Below are 17,529 nucleotides of genomic sequence, written 5' to 3'. Positions count from 1 at the left end.
TCACCAATATCCGGGAAGTTTCTTTCCGTCAAGGACGTGCACGGTGCCCGCGGCCGGCGTCCAGCTCCTGGACATGCCCGACCGGATCGTGGACGAACGGTCATCATGCGGCCATGCCCGCAGTCGACATCCCCGGTTCCAAGTCCATCACCGCCCGTGCCCTCTTCCTCGCGGCCGCCGCCGACGGGGTGAGCACCCTGGTGCGTCCCCTGCGCTCCGACGACACCGAGGGCTTCGCCGAGGGCCTGGTGCGGCTCGGCTACCGGGTGGGCCGTACTCCCGGCAGCTGGCAGGTGGACGGCCGCCCGCAGGGCCCGGCGCACAGCGAGGCCGACGTCCACTGCCGCGACGGCGCCACCACCGCCCGCTTCCTGCCCGCCCTGGCCGCCGCCGGCCACGGCACCTACCGCTTCGACGCCTCCTCGCAGATGCGCCGCCGCCCGCTCGGCCCGCTCACCCGCGCCCTGCGTGACCTGGGCGTCGACCTGCGGCACGAGGAGGCCGAGGGCCACCATCCGCTCACCGTACGGGCGAGGGGCGTCGAGGGCGGCGAGGTCGTGCTGGACGCCGGGCAGTCCTCGCAGTACCTGACCGCGCTGCTCCTGCTGGGCCCGCTGACCCGCACCGGCCTGCGGATCAGGGTGACCGGGCTGGTCTCGGCGCCGTACGTGGAGATCACGCTCGCGATGATGCGGGCGTTCGGGGTGGAGGTCGTCCGCGACGGCGAGGTCTACGACGTCCCGGCCGGCGGCTACCGGGCCACCACCTACGCGATCGAGCCGGACGCCTCCACCGCGAGCTACTTCTTCGCCGCGGCGGCCCTCACCCCGGGCCGCGAGGTGACCGTGCCGGGCCTCGGCGCGGGCGCGCTCCAGGGCGACCTGCGCTTCGTCCAGGTGCTGCGCCGGATGGGCGCCGAGACGGAGATCACCGAGGACTGGACGACCGTACGCGGTACGGGAATTCTGCGCGGGCTGACGGTCAACATGCGGGACATCTCCGACACCATGCCGACCCTGGCCGCGATCGCACCGTTCGCCTCCGGACCGGTCCGCATCGAGGACGTGGCGAACACCCGGGTGAAGGAGTGCGACCGGCTGGAGGCCTGCGCGGACAACCTCCGGCGGCTCGGCGTGGCGGTGGTGACCGGCCCAGACTGGATCGAGATCCAGCCCGGTGCCCCGTGGCCCCACGGGGAGATCAGGACCTTCGGCGACCACCGCATCGTGATGTCCTTCGCCGTGACCGGCCTGCGCACCCTCGGCCTGACGTACGACGACCCCGGCTGCGTCCGCAAGACGTTCCCGGACTTCCACGAGGCGTTCGCCGCACTGGCCGGCTGAGACCGCCGCGCATCCGGTGAGCCCTACGCCGCCTCGGCCAGCAACCTCATCAGGTGCTCCCGCCCCCGGCCCAGCAGTTCCGGCAGCGGTGCGGCCGACTCGTACCACCGCTTCTCGTACTCCCAGCAGAGCCACCCGTCCCACCCGTGCCGGCAGAGCACGTCCACGCACTCGGTGAGCGGGAGCACCCCCGAGCCCAGCGGCAGCGGCGTGCTGTCGTCGACCGAGGCGATGTCCTTGACCTGCACATATCCCAGGTGCGGGGCGAGGGCCGCATAGGTCTGCGAGGGCTGCTCGCCGCCCAGCCAGGTGTGCATCACGTCCCACAGCGCACCGACGTGCGCATGCCCGACCGGCCCCAGCACCCGGATCGCGGCGGCGCCGGTGCGGTGCGAGTCATGGGTCTCCAGCAGGACGCGCACCCCGAGCGCGGCGGCGTCCTCGGCGGCGGTGCCGAGCCGCCGGGCGGCGATCGCGTCGGACTCGGCCGCGGGCAGAGCCGGGTCGCCGCCCGGGAAGACCCGGATGAAGGGCGCACCCAAGTCATGGGCCAGCTGCAGGAGCCGGCGCACCTCCTCGAGCACCGGGCCGTCCTCGCCGGGCGCCGCGACGCGCGCATAGCCGGCCACGCCCAGGACATCGACCCCGGCCGCCTTGAACCGGGCGGCCACGTCCGCCCGTTGGGCCGCCCCCAGCCCTGTGTGCACGGGCTCCTCCGGATGGGCGCGCAGCTCGACACCGTGGTAGCCGTGCGCCGTGGCGAGTGCCAGCACGTCCGGTACCGGCAGACCGGGAACCCCGAGAGTGGAGAAGGCAAGCTTCATGGTCACGGACCCTACTCGTCACTCGCCCGATGCGTGCAGCTCCATCGTCACTCGCCCGACCGGTGCAGATCCAGTCGCCAGTCCTGGCCGACCAGGTCCTTGCCGAAGGAGCGGTGCGGTTTCTCGGCGGTGAGCACGAACCCGTGCCGCCGGTAGATGCGGCGGGCGGCGCCGAGCACGTCGTTGGTCCACAGCACCAGGTCCCGGTAGCCGACCCCGCGTGCGAAGTCCACGACCTCCCCGACCAGCCGGTCCCCGATCCCGAGCCCGCGTGCCTCCGGCTCGACCAGCAGCAGGCGCAGCCGCGCGGTGCCCGGCGCCTCGTCCCGCACGCACATCACGCATCCCAGGGCCGTCCGTCCCCCACTCTCGGCCTCGCCCGGGCGGTGGGACGCCCAATCGGCGATCCACACCCGTTCCAGATGGGGATCGTGGTCCTCGGCGAAGTCGGCGACGATCCTGGCCACCAGCCCCTCGTAGGCGGCGTTCCAGCCGTACTCGGCGGCGTACAGCGCGGCGTTGCGCTGCACGATCCAGCCGAGGTCACCGGCCCGGGGCTCGCGCAGTACGACGTCGGCGGGCCGCCGCGGCTCGCTGTCGCCGAGGAGCGTACGGATGGTCCGCATGGCCTGAGCCAGGCGTGGCCGCTCACCGGGCGCGACCGCCCCGAGCAGCGCGCCGGCCGTCTCCCGCGCCCGCTCCTCGAGCAGCCCGGCGGTGTCCCGTCCGCGCGCGGTGAGCGCCACCCGGGCGCCGGACGGGCCCCGCTCGACCAGCCCGGCCGCCTCGAAGGCGCCGAGGATCCGGGCCAAGTGCCCGGTGCCCAGCCCGAGTCCGGTCCGCAGCCCGTCCTCGTCGGGGTCCGCCGTGTGCGCGAGTTCGTAGAGCACCCGGCACTCGGTGAGGGTGTACGGGGTGCCGAGGTGGCGGCCGTAGTCGAGGGCGCCGATGACGCGTGTGTAGAAGCGGTTGAAGGCGCGGATGTCCTGGACGGTCATGGCTGGACCCCGATGATCTCCGATGGTTTCCCGATGGTTGAAGCCTTCAAGTACGTTGACTTCTTTTACCAGTTCTCTACTGTGCCCCTTGGTCCTGCCTTTGACTTCCCCGCCGTCTCATCGTACGTTTATCACGAACGTCACTTATGTCCGGTTTGGCATCGGAGGTGACGGATCCGCCGTGAACCGCGATCGCGGACGGCGGACCCCGCTCGGAGCTGCGCGCAGGCTCCGGAGCACGAGAGCGGCCCCCAAGCGGTCGCCGATAAGCAATCACACCCTCGGAGAGGGGCTCATCATGCGCGCGCACACCACCCGTATCAAGAGAGTGGCCATCGCTGTCTGCTCGGCCCCCATCCTGGCCCTCGCGGCCGGAGCCGGAGTCGCCAGCGCTGCCACCACGGCAACTCCGGCCAACGTAGTCGTCCACGGCGGCGGCGGCGGTGGCGGCTGGGGCTGGGGTGACGGCGGCGGCTGGGGCTGGGGCTGGGGCTACAGCCACGGTGGCGGCGGCGGCTGGGGAGACGGCGGCGGCTGGGGCTGGGGCTGGGGCGACGGCGGCGGCTGGGGCGACGGCGGCGGCTGGGGCTGCTGACAGCCCGTCGTGACGCAACACTCCGGACAGTGAAGGGTGGATCCGGGTGCCCGACCCCATGGGCACCCGGATCCCATATGACCACCCGGCTCCACCCGGATCCACCGGAGCCGGCAGCGGCGAAGGCGGTGACCGGATGAGGATCGTCTGTGTGGGCGGAGGCCCGGCCGGGCTGTACTTCTCGATCTCGGCGAAACTGCGGGACGCCGGGCACGAGATCACGGTGATCGAGCGCGACCCGCCGGAGGCCACCTACGGCTGGGGCGTCGTGTACTGGAACGACCTGCTGGACATCCTGCACGCCAACGATCCCGAGAGCGCGGCGGCGGTGAGCGCCGGTTCCGTGCTCTGGCAGGGGCAGGAGATCCAGGTGCACGGTGCCCGGCACGACGGTACGGCGTACTTCGGGGGCTACGGCTACAGCATGGGCCGCGCGGCCCTGCTGGACGTGCTGACCCGCCGTGCGCGGCAACTCGGCGTGGACGTCCGGCACGGCGAGCGCCTGGCGGACCCCGCCGACCTGCCGGAGGCCGACCTGATCCTGGCCGCCGACGGGGCGAGCAGCCGGATCCGGCAGAGCCGCGCCGGGCACTTCGGTACGACGACGCAGACCGGCCGCAATCCCTACATCTGGCTCGGCACGGACCGGCAGTTCGACAGCTTCGTGTTCTGCTTCGAGGAGACCGAGGCGGGCTGGATCTGGTTCCACGCCTATCCCTCGATCCGGGGCATCAGCACCTGCATCGTGGAGTGCTCCCCGGCAACCTGGCAGGGCCTGGGCCTGGACGCGATGGAGGCCGAGGAGGCCGTACCGCTGCTGGAAAAGATCTTCCACCGCGCGCTCGACGGTCACTCGCTGATCAGCAGGTCCCGCGGGGCGCCGGCCCAGTGGCAGCGCTTCACGCACATCACCAACAGGACGTGGGTGGACGGCAACGTCGTCCTGGTCGGCGACGCCGCGCACACCACCCACTTCACGCTCGGCTCCGGCACCCGGCTGGCGATGATCGACGCGATCGTGCTGGCCCACAGCCTCACGCAGCACGCGGATCTGCGGGCGGCGCTGCGGGCGTACGACGAGCACCGCCGCGAGGAACTGCACCCCGTGCAGGCCGGAGCGCGCTCCAGCATGGCCTGGTTCGAGCAGCTCGACGACTACCTGGACCGCGACCCGGTCTCCTTCGCCTACGCCATGGCGGTCCGCACGGGCCGCCAGCCCCCCTGGCGCTACCAGGTCCACCTGGCCAACCAGGTCCCCGCCCTGCGCCAGGCCCGCCGGGCCTTCGACATGGGCCGCCGCTGGTACGAGGACCGCAAGCGGGGAGGGGCACCGCTGCCGCTCCTGGGCCGTTCGCTTCCCGGCCGGCGGCAATCGGGCTGAGCGGTCCGCTTCCCGGCCGACGCCGAACGAACGGGCGGCGGCCGGGCAAGAGGGGTCCGCGGGTCCGAGGGCGGGGCGGGGTGGGCTGCTCAGGCCCGGGGTACTGCGGAGGACCCCCGCACCATCAGCTCGCCCCGCACGGTCGCGATACCCCCGGGCGGCGGCTCCTCCCGGCCCATGGCGATCCGTCCCGCCCGGGCCCCGGCCTCCGCCAGCGGCAACCGTACGGTCGTCAGCGCGGGCACCGCGTCGATGCTGAACGGCAGGTCGTCGAACCCGGCCACCGAGACGTCCTCGGGAATCCGCAGCCCCGACTCGCGCAGCGCCGCACACGCCCCGAGCGCCACGGAGTCGTTCGCGGCGACGACCGCCGTCAGACCGGGGTCCCGGCGCAGCAGTTCCAGCGTGGCCTCGTACCCGGAGCGGCGGTCGTAGCGGCCGTACACGGTCCGGCGCGGGTCCTCCTCGACGCCCGCCGCGGCCAGCGCCGCCCGGTGACCCTCCAGCCGGTGCCGGGTCGTCGTCCGCTCCTCGGGGCCGGCGATGTAGCCGAGGCGGCGGTGGCCGAGGCCGATCAGGTGCTCGGTCAGCCGGTGCGCGCCCCCGCGGTTGTCGAAGGTGAGGGCGACGGCCTCGGTCTCGGGCGCCGGCGGGCGCCCGCACAGCACCACCCGGGTCCCGGCCTCGGCCAGCTTGCGCAGCTTCGCCGCGACCGCCGCCGCGTGCGGCGCGTTCTCCACGGCACCGCCGGTCAGCACCACGGCCGCCGCCCGCTGCCGCTGCAGCAGGGTCAGATAGGTCAGCTCGCGCTCGGGGGAGCCCCCGGTGTTGCAGACGACCGCCAGCCGCTCGCCGCCGGCCCGGCCGCCCGGGCCCCCGATCTCGGCCTGGATCGCGGACGCCATGATCCCGAAGAAGGGGTCCGCGATGTCGTTCACCAGAATCCCGACCAGGTCGGACGTCGCCGCGGCCAGCGCGCTCGCCGGTCCGTTGAGGACGTAGTCCAGCTCGTCCACCGCCCGGAGCACCCGCTCGCGGGTGGAGGCGGCCACCGGGTAGTTGCCGTTCAGCACGCGCGACACCGTCGCGGGGGAGACCTGGGCGCGGGCCGCCACGTCCGCCAGGGTCACCGTCATGTCGTCGTCCTCCGGTCGTGCTTCGTGTCGTACGCCCTCGTAGACAGCCAGGTCATGCTCCTGGTTCCGAGAAACCGTCGAGCAGACCTTAAAGGGATGGACCCCGGATGTTCGCCCCCTCGAACAACTCGAAGGGGCAACGGTCTTGTACAGACCAGTTTCGGAGACTAGCTTTCCAGGGGCGGAAAGCGCTTGCTGCACGTGCTGTACGTAATCAGAGGGGACTGACGTGACACGCAAGACGGTGCGTATCGCCATGAACGGCGTGACCGGGCGCATGGGCTACCGCCAGCACCTCGTCCGGTCGATCCTCGCCCTGCGCGAGCAGGGCGGCCTCGACCTCGGCGACGGCACCGTGCTGTGGCCGGAGCCGATCCTGCTCGGCCGCCGCGAGTACGCGCTCAGGGAGATCGCCGAACGGCACGGCCTGGAGCACGTCTCGACGGACGTCGACGCGGTCCTCGCGGACGACGGCGTGGACATCTACTTCGACTCCCAGATCACCTCCGCCCGCGAGGAGGCGATGGTGAAGGCGATCGCCGCCGGGAAGCACGTCTACACCGAGAAGCCGACGGCGACGGGCCTCTCGGGCGCCCTCGAGCTGGCCCGCCTCGCGCACGCGAAGGGCATCAGGCACGGCGTCGTCCAGGACAAGATCTTCCTGCCGGGCCTGCTGAAGCTCAAGCGGCTCATCGACGGCGGGTTCTTCGGGCGGATCCTGTCCGTCCGGGGCGAGTTCGGCTACTGGGTCTTCGAGGGCGGCTGGCAGTCGGCCCAGCGCCCCTCCTGGAACTACCGCGCCGAGGACGGCGGCGGCATCGTCGTCGACATGTTCCCGCACTGGGAGTACGTCCTGCACGAGCTGTTCGGCCGGGTGACCTCCGTACAGGCCCTGGCCGCCACCCACATCCCGCAGCGCTGGGACGAGAGCGGCAAGCCCTACGACGCCACCGCCGACGACGCGGCCTACGGCATCTTCGAACTCGAGGGCGGCGCCGTCGCCCAGATCAACTCCTCCTGGGCCGTGCGCGTCCACCGCGACGAACTCGTGGAGTTCCAGGTCGACGGCACCGAGGGCTCGGCCGTCGCCGGGCTGCGCAGGTGTCGTGCCCAGCACCGCTGCGCGACCCCCAAGCCGGTCTGGAACCCGGACCTCCCCGCGACCGAGGTCTTCCGCGACCAGTGGCAGGAGGTGCCGGACAACGGGGACTTCGACAACGGCTTCAAGGCCCAGTGGGAGCGGTTCCTCAGGCACGTCTACGCCGACGCGCCCTACCGCTGGGACCTGCTCGCCGGCGCCCGGGGCGTGCAACTCGCCGAGCTGGGCCTGAAGTCCTCCGCCGAGGGCCGCCGCATCGACGTACCGGAGATCTCCCTGTGACGATCCAACTCCCCTGTGCCGACGGCACGTTGCGGACGTACGAGCCACGCGCCGAGCCCCTGGCGGTGACGCCGGGCACCCGCTTCACCTCCCGTACGGTCTTCGCGGCGGCGCACGTCGTCGCCGATCCGTACGCCGACGTCTCGCCCGACTCGCCCGCCGCCGTCGACTGGGACGCCACCCTCGCCTTCCGCCGCCATCTGTGGTCCCACGGGCTCGGCGTCGCCGAGGCGATGGACACCGCCCAGCGCGGCATGGGCCTGGACTGGGCGGGCGCGGCCGAGCTGATCCGGCGCAGCGCCGCCGAGGCGCGGTCGGTCGGCGGCCGGATCGCCTGCGGGGTCGGCACCGACCAGATCACCGGCGGATCCCCGGCCCGGATCCGCGCGGCCTACGAGGAACAGCTGGCGGTCGTGGAGGAGTCGGGCGCGCGGGCGATCCTGATGGCGTCCAGGGCGCTGGCCGCCACCGCCTCCGGTCCCGAGGACTACCTGGAGGTCTACGGCCACCTGCTGCGCCAGTGCGCCGAGCCGGTGATCCTGCACTGGCTGGGCCCGATGTTCGACCCGGCCCTGGAGGGCTACTGGGGCGCGGCCGACCTGGACGCGGCGACGGAGGTTTTCCTGCAGGTCATCGCCGCGTACCCGGACAAGGTCGACGGCATCAAGGTGTCCCTGCTCGACGCGCGGCGCGAGATCGACCTGCGCCGCCGTCTGCCGCGCGCAGTCCGCTGCTACACCGGCGACGACTTCCACTACCCCGAGCTGATCGCGGGCGACGAGCGGGGCTTCAGCCACGCCCTGCTGGGCATCTTCGACCCGCTGGGTCCGCCGGCCGCGCAGGCGGTCCGGGTGCTGGACACGGGTGACGCGGCAGGCTTCCGGGGGTTGCTGGACCCGACGGTCGAGCTGTCCCGCCACCTCTTCCAGGCCCCGACCCGCTTCTACAAGACGGGCGTGGTCCTCCTCGCCTGGCTGGCGGGCCACCAGTCGCACTTCACGATGGTCGGCGGCCTCCAGTCGGCCCGCTCCCTGCCGCACCTGGCCCGCGCCTACGAACTGGCCGACACCCTCGGCCTGTTCCCGGACCCGAAGCTCGCCGAGGAGCGGATGAAGAACCTGCTGTCGCTGTACGGGGTGACCTCATGACGTCGATGGATCTCTCGCGTTTCAGCATCAACCAGATGACGGTGAAACAGCTGTCGCTCCCGGAACTAGCGGTGGCCTGCGGCGAGTTGAGCGTGCGCCAGGTGGGCCTGTGGCGGGAACCGGTCCAGGAGTACGGCCTGGCGGCGACGGCGAAACTGATCCGCGGGGCGGGTCTGACGGTGACGACCCTGTGCCGCGGCGGTTTCTTCACGGCGATCGACCCCGAGGCCCGGGCGGCGGCGCTGGCGGACAACCGGCGGGCGATCGAGGAGGCGGCGGCGCTCGGCACGAACACCCTCGTCCTGGTCTCCGGCGGCCTCCCGCCCGGCAGCAAGGACCTGCGGGCGGCGCGCGAGCGTATCGCCGACGCCCTGGCCGAACTCGCGCCGTACGCCGGGGAGAACGGCGTACGCCTCGCCATCGAGCCCCTGCACCCCGTGTACGCCTCCGACCGCTGCGTCGTCTCGACCCTGGCCCAGGCCCTGGACCTGGCCGAGCGCTTCCCCGCGCACCAGGTCGGGGTGGCCGTGGACACGTACCACATCTGGTGGGACGATCGGGCGCCCGCGCAGATCGCCCGGGCGGGCGCGGGCGGCCGTATCCACACCTTCCAGCTGGCCGACTGGACGACCCCGCTCCCTGAGGGCGTCCTCAACGGCCGGGGCCAGATCGGCGACGGCGCGATCGACATGCGCGAGTGGCGGGGCCACGTGGAGGCGGCCGGCTACACCGGCCCGATCGAGGTCGAACTCTTCAACGAGGAGCTGTGGGCCCGGGACGGGCGGGAGGTACTGGCGGAGACGGTGGAGCGTTTCCACAGCGCATTCCTGTGACCAACAGGCGCGCCGCTCGCTTTTCAGTGGTGGAGGCGGCCGTGCTTCACGGCGGCGACGAAGTTTGCCCAGCCGTTGGTGGAGAAGAGGAGGGCGGGTCCGGGTATGACTTTGCTGTCGCGGACGGGGACGCAGGCGTGGCCGCGGGCGACTTCGAGGCACTCGCCCTGATTGCCCCCGCTGTAGCTGGACTTGTACCACTCGGTGATGTGCTCACTGTTGGCCATGCGTGTGTTCCTCTGCTGCCGCCCTGACGAGGGCCAATGATTTCTGGTGCGACAACGCGTCGCTCAGAGCCAGAGAGTAAGCCGTCTGGCTTGCGCTCACCAGGGCCGGGTCATCGAGCAGTTGTCCGATCAGGAACGCTTCGATATACGCCACGGGAGCGGAGTCTTCGAAGCTCATGAGCGTGAGCAGGCTCTGTACCAGCGCGTGTGCCCCTACGTCGTACGGCACTACGTGCAGTCGTAGTCGACCCACCTCGGCCAGGTCCGCGATCCTGTGCAGCTGTTCTGCCATGACCTGTGGTCCGCCGATACTGCGCCGGAGTACCGCCTCGTCGAGCAGGGTCCAGACCTCCGGTTTCACGGGATCGGCCAGAATCCGGGCACGCTGTGTTCGAATGACAACGTCGTCGTCAAGTTCCTCGGCTGTGTGGTTGGGGCGATAGGCGGCGAACACGGCCCTTGCGTAGTCAGGGGTCTGCAGCATGCCGGGGACCAATGTGATCGCGAACTGCTGGATCAGACTTGCCTGTTGCTCCAGCTCGGCGGCCGCAGCGAAGTGGACGTCGTACTTGTTGTCCAGGTCCTTCAGCCATCGCTCGAAGAACCCGTCCGTTTTCAGCGCCAGGTCGATCTGTCGTGCGTCGTCCGGCTTCGGTAGCCGCCTTCCGGCCTCGAAGTGACTGATCAGAGTGGGCGAGCACACAACCTGATTGCCCAGTTCCCCCTGTGTGAGCCCGACCGCGATCCGCCGCAGCCTCAACTCCTCCCCGTACTTCTCGCGCGGCGTCCGAGGCTTGTGGCGCTCGCTCATGCGGCCAACTCCCGTTCCTGGCAGGGGCGATGTCAAGTCCCCACCCCTGGCAGCGTAGCCACCCCCGACGCCACTCCGTGAGCGATTCCCCACAGAACGCAGTCACCGCAGGTGAGAAAGCAGGTCGGCATGACGCATCTCCTCGCCCGGCTGGTCGAGCGGCTGCTCCGGCGGCGCCGTAGGCCGGTCGCGCCGCCCCCGTACGCGTACGTGCTCCCGTACTCGTGCCCGTACGTCGGCCGCCCGGCGGCGTACCGCGAGCACGAAGCGCCGCTGCGCGGCGAGGACAGCCGCCTCGTCCGCCCCTACGTCGACCGCGTGGAGACCTACGCATGAGCGGGCGCCTGCTTCCCTGGACCGGCGCGGACGGCAAGCCCTGCTACCTCGTGGGGGACGGCGCCGGTCACGTCTCCCGGCTCGCGGACCGGATCGAGAGCGTGCAGCTCGGCATGGCGGACGGCCTGCTCGGCCACGCGGCCGACCTCCTCGCCGAACAGCGTCTGACCAACGAGGAGTTGCGCTACCTCGCCCGCCGCCTCAGCGAATCCCTGACGGATGTCAGGCGCGTCGCGGAGAGCAGGGGAGCCAGGATCGTCCGGAACGAGTGAACGGGAGCGTGCGCTCGTCGCCCCGGACCCGGTTCGCTAGAAGAACACCCCGCACCGCAGCAGCACGTTCGCGTACGGCCGGGCCTCCCCGGTGCGGACCACCAGCCGGGCGCCCGCCGACAGTTCCTTGAGCCGCTCGTGCGGGACCAGCTCCAGGTCCCGGAAGTGGCCCTCCAGCAGCGCCCGGTTGGGGCCGCGCAGCTCCTGCGCCGCGGTCGCGCCCTCCACCACCAGCTCGGCCAGCAGACCGTCCAGCACCTCCGCGAACGACGGCACCCCGGCCCGGAACGCCAGGTCCACCACGCGCGGCCCGGCCGGGATCGGCATACCCGCGTCGCACACCAGCACCCCGTCCCCGTGCCCCAACTCGGCCAGCGCACCGGCCAGATGGCGGTTGAGGATCCCCGCCTTCTTCACAGGGAGTCACCTCGCCGCTGCTCGCCGGGTTCCTGGTCCAACCCCCGGCCGGGGGTCCGGGAGTTGTCCCCCGGGTCGGCACAGCACAGGGCGTCGACCTCCTCAGCCGTCGGATACGACTCCTGCGCGCCCCGCCTGGTCACGGCCGCCGCGCCGACCCGGGCCGCGTACCCCGCGGCCTCGGCCGGCGCGGACCCCGACCCAAGCTGCCAGGCCAACGCGGCGGTGAAGGCGTCGCCCGCCCCCGTGGTGTCCACCGCGTCCACCTTCACCGGCTCCACCCGCGTCACCCCCGCGGCGTCGCACACCAGCGCCCCCTGCGCGCCCAGCGTCACCACCACCGAGCGCGGCCCCTTGGCCAGCAGCAGCCTTGCCCAGTCCGCGGGCTCCTCGCTCACCCGCGCGTCGCCGAGGATCACCCGCGCCTCGTGCTCGTTGACGATCAGCGGATCGCAGGCCGCCAGCACCTCGGCCGGCAGCGGTCGCGGCGGCGACGGGTTGAGGACGAAGCGGCTGTCCGCGGGCAGCTGCCGTACGACCTCCACGACCGTCTCCAGCGGGATCTCCAGCTGTGCCGAGACCACCCGGGAGGCGTGGAAGAGGCTGCCCGCCGCGCGGACGTCCGCCGGGGTGAGCCGGGCGTTGGCGCCCGGGGACACCACGATGCTGTTGTCCCCGGAAGGGTCGACGGTGATCAGCGCCACCCCCGTCGGCGCCCCGCCCACCAGCACGCCGACCGTGTCGGCGCCCGCCGCACGCAGGGAGTCGAGGAGCAGCCGGCCGTGGGCGTCGTCACCGACCCGCGCCAGCAGGGCCGTGGCCGCCCCGAGCCGGGCGGCGGCGACCGCCTGGTTGGCGCCCTTGCCGCCCGGATGCACGGCCAGGTCGCCGCCGAGCACCGTCTCACCGGCGGCCGGCCGTCGCTCGACATCGATCACCAGGTCGGCATTGGCCGACCCCACGACCAACAGGTCGTAGTCGTACATCAGTTGACTCCCCATGCTCCCCGTGACTCCCCTGACACGACCCGGGGCGGACGGCCGTCACCCGGAACACCCGAGGTGCCCCTGGTGCACGGCCGCCCGCCCGAGCCGTCCGTCGTCAGCCGCTGAAACCGGCCACGTTCTCCTTCGTGACCACCTTCACCGGCACCTTCACCGTCGGATCCACCTTCTTGCCCTGCACGGCCTTCAGCGCGTTGTCCACCGCAATCCTTCCCAGCTGCGTCGGCTGCTGGGCGACCGACGCGTACAGCGTGCCGTTCTTCACCGCCGTCAGCCCGTCCGGAGTGCCGTCGAAGCCGACCACCTGCACCGACCTGCCGGCCTTGGAGCCGAGCGCCTTGACCGCGCCGAGCGCCATCTCGTCGTTGGCGGCGATGACGCCCTGCACGTCCGGGTGGGCCTGGAGCAGGTTCGACATCACGTCGAGGCCCTTGGTGCGGTCGAAGTCGGCCGGCTGCTGGGCGACCACCTGGATCCCCGGGTAGGCCTTCAGGCCGTTGGCGAAGCCCTGCGCCCGCTCCCGGGCCGCCGAGGTGCCCGCCTGGCCCTGCAGGATCACGATCCTGCCCCTGCCGCCGAGCTTCTCGGCGATCGTCTTCGCGGCCAGCTCACCGCCGGCCACGTTGTCGGACGCCACCAGGGCGTCCACGTCGGCCTTGTTGACGCCCCGGTCGACGGCGATCACCGGGATCTTCGCCTGGTCGGCGGCCTTGACCGAGTTGCTCGCCGCGTCCGAGTCCACCGGGTTGACGATGATCGCGCCGAGGCTCGAACTCGTGAAGTTCTGCAGCTGGTTGGCCTGCTGGGAGGCGTCGTTCTGGGCGTCGGTGACCGTCAGGTCCACACCCAGCTTCTTCGCCTCGGCCTGTGCACCGGCCCGGATCTGCACGAAGAAGGGGTTGTTGAGCGTGGACAGCGACAGGCCCATCCGCGGGTTCGCCGAGGACGACGAACCGCTGTGCAGGAAGGAGGTGGCGCCGACGACCGCCACGGTCACGACAGCCGCGAGGGCGTACGTCGCCGCCTGCCTGCCCCTGCCGCCCGGAGCGCCGCCCGTGGTCATCGCGGCGGTCCCGGCCTTGCGGCGCACGGTGTCCAGCAGCACCGCCAGCGCGATGACGACACCGATCACGACCTGCTGCCAGAACGCCGACACGGAAAGGAGGTTGAGGCCGTTCCTGAGCACCGCCAGGATCAGCGCGCCGATCAGCGTGCCGGACGCCTTGCCGGTACCGCCCGCGAGCGAGGCACCGCCGATGACGACCGCGGCGATCGCGTCCAGCTCATAGCCGTCGGCGGCCTGCGGCTGGGCCGAGGACAGCCGGGAGGCGAGCACGACACCGGCGACGGCCGCGAACACACCGGACAGCGCGTAGATCGCGAGCTTCTGCTTCGGCACCCGCAGACCCGACAGCCGCGCGGCCTCCTCGTTGCCGCCGATGGCGTACATGGAGCGCCCGATGTACGTCCGCCCCAGCACGAGGGCGGCGATCAGCCCCATCACCACCATGACCAGCACGGGCACCGGCAGCCAGCCACCGAGCGTGTCCCCCAGGTGCGAGACCGAGTCGGGGAAGGCGATGGGCGAGCCCTGTGAGATCACCAGCGCGAGACCACGGCCCACCGACAGCATCGCCAGCGTCGCGATGAACGGCGGCAGCTTGCCGTAGGCGATGAGGAAACCGTTCACCAGACCCGCCACGACACCCGTGGCGAGTCCGAGCAGCACCGCGAGTGCCACCGGCACCCCGTGCTGGGTGGCACTCCAGGCCAGCACGGTCGCCGACAGCGCGGCCACGGACCCGACCGACAGGTCGATGCCCGCCGAGACGATCACGAAGGTCACACCGAAGGCGAGGATCGCCGTCACGGCCGCCTGGACGCCGATGTTGAGCAGGTTGTCGGTGGTCAGGAAGTCTCCGGACAGCGCAGACAGGGCGATGACCAGGACGATCAGTGCGGTGAGCGCGCCGTTGTCGAGGAGCAGCCGGCGCATGGCCCCGGGGGCGCCACGCGCGCCCGCCCGGCTCTTGAGCGTGTCAGTGGCCACGGCTGGCCTCCTTCTCGGTGGTGGGGGTGGAGACGGCGAGGGACATCACCGCGTCCTGGGTGGCCTCGTCGGCGGCGAGTTCACCGGCGATCCGGCCCTGGGCCATGACCAGCACCCGGTCGCTCATGCCGAGCACCTCCGGCAGATCGCTGGAGATCATGAGTACGGCGGCCCCGGCGGCGGTCAGCTCGTTGATCAGCTGGTAGATCTCGACCTTGGCGCCGACGTCGATCCCGCGCGTCGGCTCGTCCAGGATCAGCACCTTGGTGTCGGCCAGCAGCCACTTGCCGATGACGACCTTCTGCTGGTTGCCGCCGGACAGCGTCCGTACGTGCTGCCCGAGCCCCGCCATCCGCACGCCCAGCTGCCCGGCCATCCGTTCGGCGGCCACGTGCTGGGCCCTGCGGTCGACGAGCCCGCCGCGGGTGGCGGCGCGCATGGTGACGAGTCCGAGGTTCTCCTCGACGGAGGCGTCCAGCACCAGCCCCTGCCCCTTGCGGTCCTCGGGCACCAGCCCGATCCCGGCGGCCATGGCGGCGCTCACGTCGTGCCGCCTCAGCGCGCTCCCGGAGACCTTCACGGCCCCGCCGTCGTAGGGATCGGCCCCGAACACGGCGCGTACGACCTCGGTCCGCCCGGCCCCGACGAGCCCGGCGATCCCGACGACCTCTCCGGCGTGCACCTCGAAGCTCACGTCGTGGAAGACCCCGTCCCGGGTGAGTTCCTCGACGGACAGCAACGCCGGCCCGCGGTCGGGCCGCTGCCGCGGATACTGCTGCTCGATGGAGCGCCCGACCATGAGCCGTACGAGTTCGTCCTCGGGCGTGGCGGCCGGGACCTGCCCCACGCTCCTGCCGTCCCGGATGACGGTGACCCGGTCACCGAGGGCGGCGATCTCCTCCAGGTGGTGGGTGATGAAGACGATCCCGACGCCGTCCGCGCGCAGCGAGCGCACGATGGCGAAGAGCTTGTCCACCTCCTCCGAGGTGAGCACGGCGGTCGGCTCGTCCATGATGAGCACGCGTGCGTCCAGGCTGAGCGCCTTGGCGATCTCGACCATCTGCAGCCGGGCGATGCCCAGTTCGCGCACCCGCGCACGCGGGGACACGCTCACCCCGACCCGCCGCAGCAGCGTCTCGGCGTCGGCCTCCATCTTCTTCCGGTCGATCAACCCGAAGCGCCGCGGCTGCCGTCCGAGGAAGATGTTCTCGGCGACGGTCAGGTCCGGGACGAGGTTGAACTCCTGGTAGATGGTGGCGATCCCGAGCCGTTCGGCGTCCTGCGCACCGTGGATGCGCACCTCGCGGCCGTCGGCCAGGATCCGTCCGGCGTCGGGCGTGTAGGCCCCGGAGAGCATCTTGATGAGCGTGCTCTTGCCGGCGCCGTTCTCACCGAGCAGCACATGGACCTCGCCCCGGCGCAGGTCGAAGTCGACGCCGTCGAGCGCGACCACGCCGGGGAAGGTCTTCCGTATGCCCTCGATGCGCAGCAACTCGTCCGGGTCGCTCACGACGTGCTCCTTTGCACTGGGGAGGGGGACTGCAGAGGGGACGGGGCGGGCGGCTCGCCGCACGAGCGGCGCACGACGAGCCGGGCGGGCAGCGTCACGGACTGCGGGGTCCGCCCCTCGATCCGGTCGACCAGGGCCCGTACGGCCGCCCGCCCCAGCTCACCGGTCGGCTGGGCGACCGCGGTGACGGGCGGATCGGTGTGCACGAACCACGGGATGTCGTCGAACGCGGCCAGCGCGATGTCGTCCGGCACGCGCAGCCCGCGCGCACGTACGGCGTCCAGGGCGCCGAGCGCCATCAGGTTGTCGGCGGCGAAGACGACCTCGGGCGGCTCCGACAGGTCCAGGAACCCCTCGGTGACCCGCCGCCCGCTCTCGGCCTGGAAGTCGCCCTGGCCTATGTAGGCGTCGGGGAGCGCAAGGCCGTACTCGGCCAGGGCGGCCCGGAAGGCCTCGACCCGCTCACTGCCGGTCGTGGTGGCGGCGGGCCCGGCGATGATGGCGAGCCGACGGTGCCCGAGCGCGCACAGATGCGCCACCAGGTCCCGTACGGCGGCCCGTCCGTCGGCCCGCACGACGGGTACGTCCACGCCGGGGATCCACCGGTCCACGAACACCATCGGGGTCCCGGCCCGGGCGGCGTCCAGCATCAGCGGAGACCCGCCGTCGGTGGGGGAGACGAGCAGCCCGTCGATCCGCCGGTCGAGCAGGTTGCGCACGTGGTGGTCCTGGAGGTCGGGCCGCTCGTCGGCGTTGCCGATGATCACGCTGTACCCGAGTGTCCGGGCCTCCTCCTCGACGGAACGGGCCAGCTCGGTGAAGTACGGGTTCAGCACATCGCTGATGACCAGCCCGAGGGTGTGGGTCTGATCGGTGCGCAGGGACCGTGCGACGGCGTTCGGCCGGTACTCCAGCTCCTCGACGGCGGCCAGCACGCGCGTACGTGCGTCGGCACTGACCGACGGGTGCTCGTTCAGGACACGCGACACCGTGGCCACGGACACCCCGGCCGCGGCGGCGACGTCCTTGATGCTCGCCATCGCCCGGCTCACCTCCTCGTGAGACTCCTTGGCGGCACGGCCGTGTAATCGATTCCACGCCATTGCCGTAGGAAGGATTGGAATCGATTACACGAGCTGAGGCAAGGGGGTGACGGGTGGCCGAAACCCAATCGTGACCGGGCGGGGGTGGGCTCGGCCCGGGGCGGCTGGGGTTGGCGGGATGAACGCCGGCCCCGCCCGTGCGCCACGGGGGGAGCGGACG

General features: G+C 71.9%; 18 protein-coding genes. 8 read left to right on the top strand and 10 right to left on the bottom strand.

Going from position 1 to position 17,529, the window contains the following annotated elements; all coding sequences use genetic code 11:
- Positions 1 to 113 precede the first annotated feature (113 nt).
- Positions 114 to 1,343, top strand: coding sequence for a 3-phosphoshikimate 1-carboxyvinyltransferase (gene aroA, locus GQF42_RS17460; RefSeq protein WP_158920986.1), 1,230 nt, complete (start codon positions 114 to 116; stop codon positions 1,341 to 1,343).
- 23 nt (positions 1,344 to 1,366) lie between these two features.
- On the opposite strand, the gene GQF42_RS17455 is transcribed toward aroA, so the two are convergent.
- Together GQF42_RS17455 and GQF42_RS17450 are read right to left on the bottom strand one after the other, a co-directional pair.
- Positions 1,367 to 2,167 carry a sugar phosphate isomerase/epimerase family protein gene (locus GQF42_RS17455; protein WP_158930259.1) on the bottom strand — a complete coding sequence of 267 codons (801 nt, stop codon included), beginning with the start codon at positions 2,165 to 2,167 and terminating at the stop codon, positions 1,367 to 1,369.
- A 47-nt stretch (positions 2,168 to 2,214) separates the two neighbouring features.
- Positions 2,215 to 3,165: a GNAT family N-acetyltransferase gene (locus tag GQF42_RS17450; RefSeq protein WP_158920984.1), complete on the bottom strand. Its 951-nt coding sequence runs from the start codon at positions 3,163 to 3,165 to the stop codon at positions 2,215 to 2,217.
- A 298-nt stretch (positions 3,166 to 3,463) separates the two neighbouring features.
- Here GQF42_RS17450 and GQF42_RS17445 point away from each other — a divergent pair, with 298 nt between their 5' ends.
- Together GQF42_RS17445 and GQF42_RS17440 are read left to right on the top strand one after the other, a co-directional pair.
- The gene (locus GQF42_RS17445; RefSeq protein ID WP_158920982.1) at positions 3,464 to 3,760 is read left to right on the top strand and encodes a hypothetical protein; all 297 of its coding nucleotides are present in this window, start codon (positions 3,464 to 3,466) and stop codon (positions 3,758 to 3,760) included.
- A gap of 136 nt (positions 3,761 to 3,896) precedes the next feature.
- Positions 3,897 to 5,141: an FAD-dependent monooxygenase gene (locus GQF42_RS17440; RefSeq protein WP_158920980.1), complete on the top strand. Its 1,245-nt coding sequence runs from the start codon at positions 3,897 to 3,899 to the stop codon at positions 5,139 to 5,141.
- Between the two features lie 89 nt (positions 5,142 to 5,230).
- Here the strand turns inward: GQF42_RS17440 and GQF42_RS17435 are convergent, their stop codons facing one another.
- Entirely contained in the window at positions 5,231 to 6,277 is a 1,047-nt protein-coding gene (locus GQF42_RS17435; protein WP_158920978.1) for a LacI family DNA-binding transcriptional regulator, read from the bottom strand.
- 229 nt (positions 6,278 to 6,506) lie between these two features.
- Between GQF42_RS17435 and GQF42_RS17430 the strand changes: the two genes are divergently transcribed.
- The 3 genes from GQF42_RS17430 to GQF42_RS17420 are packed head-to-tail and all read left to right on the top strand — an operon-like array spanning position 6,507 to position 9,639.
- Entirely contained in the window at positions 6,507 to 7,658 is a 1,152-nt protein-coding gene (locus GQF42_RS17430; protein ID WP_158920976.1) for a Gfo/Idh/MocA family protein, read from the top strand.
- Positions 7,655 to 8,806: a dihydrodipicolinate synthase family protein gene (locus tag GQF42_RS17425; RefSeq protein ID WP_158920974.1), complete on the top strand. Its 1,152-nt coding sequence runs from the start codon at positions 7,655 to 7,657 to the stop codon at positions 8,804 to 8,806. The genes GQF42_RS17430 and GQF42_RS17425 overlap by 4 nt, the downstream gene beginning before the upstream one ends.
- Positions 8,803 to 9,639: a sugar phosphate isomerase/epimerase family protein gene (locus GQF42_RS17420; RefSeq protein WP_158920972.1), complete on the top strand. Its 837-nt coding sequence runs from the start codon at positions 8,803 to 8,805 to the stop codon at positions 9,637 to 9,639. Before GQF42_RS17425 ends, GQF42_RS17420 begins: the two co-directional genes overlap by 4 nt.
- A gap of 23 nt (positions 9,640 to 9,662) precedes the next feature.
- Here the strand turns inward: GQF42_RS17420 and GQF42_RS17415 are convergent, their stop codons facing one another.
- Both GQF42_RS17415 and GQF42_RS17410 read right to left on the bottom strand, forming a co-directional pair.
- Positions 9,663 to 9,866, bottom strand: coding sequence for a DUF397 domain-containing protein (locus tag GQF42_RS17415; protein WP_158920970.1), 204 nt, complete (start codon positions 9,864 to 9,866; stop codon positions 9,663 to 9,665).
- Entirely contained in the window at positions 9,853 to 10,677 is an 825-nt protein-coding gene (locus tag GQF42_RS17410) for a helix-turn-helix domain-containing protein (RefSeq protein ID WP_158920969.1), read from the bottom strand. Before GQF42_RS17410 ends, GQF42_RS17415 begins: the two co-directional genes overlap by 14 nt.
- Positions 10,678 to 10,806: 129 nt before the next feature.
- On the opposite strand from GQF42_RS17410, the gene GQF42_RS17405 reads away from it, so the two are divergent.
- Together GQF42_RS17405 and GQF42_RS17400 are read left to right on the top strand one after the other, a co-directional pair.
- Positions 10,807 to 11,013 (top strand): hypothetical protein, encoded by a 207-nt coding sequence (locus GQF42_RS17405; protein WP_158920967.1) that lies wholly within the window; start codon positions 10,807 to 10,809, stop codon positions 11,011 to 11,013.
- Positions 11,010 to 11,285 (top strand): hypothetical protein, encoded by a 276-nt coding sequence (locus GQF42_RS17400; RefSeq protein ID WP_158920965.1) that lies wholly within the window; start codon positions 11,010 to 11,012, stop codon positions 11,283 to 11,285. Before GQF42_RS17405 ends, GQF42_RS17400 begins: the two co-directional genes overlap by 4 nt.
- A gap of 36 nt (positions 11,286 to 11,321) precedes the next feature.
- On the opposite strand, the gene rbsD is transcribed toward GQF42_RS17400, so the two are convergent.
- The 5 genes from rbsD to GQF42_RS17375 all read right to left on the bottom strand — a co-directional run bounded on the left by rbsD (position 11,322) and on the right by GQF42_RS17375 (position 17,306).
- Positions 11,322 to 11,702: a D-ribose pyranase gene (gene rbsD, locus GQF42_RS17395; RefSeq protein WP_158920963.1), complete on the bottom strand. Its 381-nt coding sequence runs from the start codon at positions 11,700 to 11,702 to the stop codon at positions 11,322 to 11,324.
- Positions 11,699 to 12,688 carry a ribokinase gene (locus tag GQF42_RS17390; protein ID WP_158930257.1) on the bottom strand — a complete coding sequence of 330 codons (990 nt, stop codon included), beginning with the start codon at positions 12,686 to 12,688 and terminating at the stop codon, positions 11,699 to 11,701. Before GQF42_RS17390 ends, rbsD begins: the two co-directional genes overlap by 4 nt.
- 115 nt (positions 12,689 to 12,803) lie before the next feature.
- A complete protein-coding gene (locus tag GQF42_RS17385; RefSeq protein ID WP_158920961.1) occupies positions 12,804 to 14,756 on the bottom strand; it encodes an ABC transporter permease/substrate-binding protein in 1,953 nt (650 codons plus the stop codon).
- On the bottom strand, positions 14,746 to 16,266 hold the full coding sequence (locus tag GQF42_RS17380) for a sugar ABC transporter ATP-binding protein (RefSeq protein ID WP_158920959.1): 1,521 nt from the start codon (positions 16,264 to 16,266) through the stop codon (positions 14,746 to 14,748). Before GQF42_RS17380 ends, GQF42_RS17385 begins: the two co-directional genes overlap by 11 nt.
- On the bottom strand, positions 16,263 to 17,306 hold the full coding sequence (locus GQF42_RS17375) for a LacI family DNA-binding transcriptional regulator (RefSeq protein ID WP_158920957.1): 1,044 nt from the start codon (positions 17,304 to 17,306) through the stop codon (positions 16,263 to 16,265). The genes GQF42_RS17380 and GQF42_RS17375 overlap by 4 nt, the downstream gene beginning before the upstream one ends.
- Positions 17,307 to 17,529: the final 223 nt, after the last annotated feature.

Source organism: Streptomyces broussonetiae, assembly GCF_009796285.1.
GTDB classification, from domain to species: Bacteria; Actinomycetota; Actinomycetes; order Streptomycetales; family Streptomycetaceae; genus Streptomyces; species Streptomyces broussonetiae.
The sequence above is the reverse complement of the archived record's forward strand: the minus strand, read 5'-3'. Positions and strand labels throughout refer to the sequence as shown.

Coding starts and splice junctions, on each gene's coding strand:
- GQF42_RS17420 (WP_158920972.1), top strand. CDS start 8,803: ATGACGTCGATGGATCTCTCGCGTTTCAGCATCAACCAGATGACGGTG.
- GQF42_RS17440 (WP_158920980.1), top strand. CDS start 3,897: ATGAGGATCGTCTGTGTGGGCGGAGGCCCGGCCGGGCTGTACTTCTCG.
- aroA (WP_158920986.1), top strand. CDS start 114: ATGCCCGCAGTCGACATCCCCGGTTCCAAGTCCATCACCGCCCGTGCC.
- GQF42_RS17375 (WP_158920957.1), bottom strand. CDS start 17,306: ATGGCGAGCATCAAGGACGTCGCCGCCGCGGCCGGGGTGTCCGTGGCC.
- GQF42_RS17455 (WP_158930259.1), bottom strand. CDS start 2,167: ATGAAGCTTGCCTTCTCCACTCTCGGGGTTCCCGGTCTGCCGGTACCG.
- GQF42_RS17435 (WP_158920978.1), bottom strand. CDS start 6,277: ATGACGGTGACCCTGGCGGACGTGGCGGCCCGCGCCCAGGTCTCCCCC.
- GQF42_RS17445 (WP_158920982.1), top strand. CDS start 3,464: ATGCGCGCGCACACCACCCGTATCAAGAGAGTGGCCATCGCTGTCTGC.
- GQF42_RS17415 (WP_158920970.1), bottom strand. CDS start 9,866: ATGGCCAACAGTGAGCACATCACCGAGTGGTACAAGTCCAGCTACAGC.
- GQF42_RS17410 (WP_158920969.1), bottom strand. CDS start 10,677: ATGAGCGAGCGCCACAAGCCTCGGACGCCGCGCGAGAAGTACGGGGAG.
- GQF42_RS17405 (WP_158920967.1), top strand. CDS start 10,807: ATGACGCATCTCCTCGCCCGGCTGGTCGAGCGGCTGCTCCGGCGGCGC.
- GQF42_RS17450 (WP_158920984.1), bottom strand. CDS start 3,165: ATGACCGTCCAGGACATCCGCGCCTTCAACCGCTTCTACACACGCGTC.
- GQF42_RS17390 (WP_158930257.1), bottom strand. CDS start 12,688: ATGTACGACTACGACCTGTTGGTCGTGGGGTCGGCCAATGCCGACCTG.
- GQF42_RS17400 (WP_158920965.1), top strand. CDS start 11,010: ATGAGCGGGCGCCTGCTTCCCTGGACCGGCGCGGACGGCAAGCCCTGC.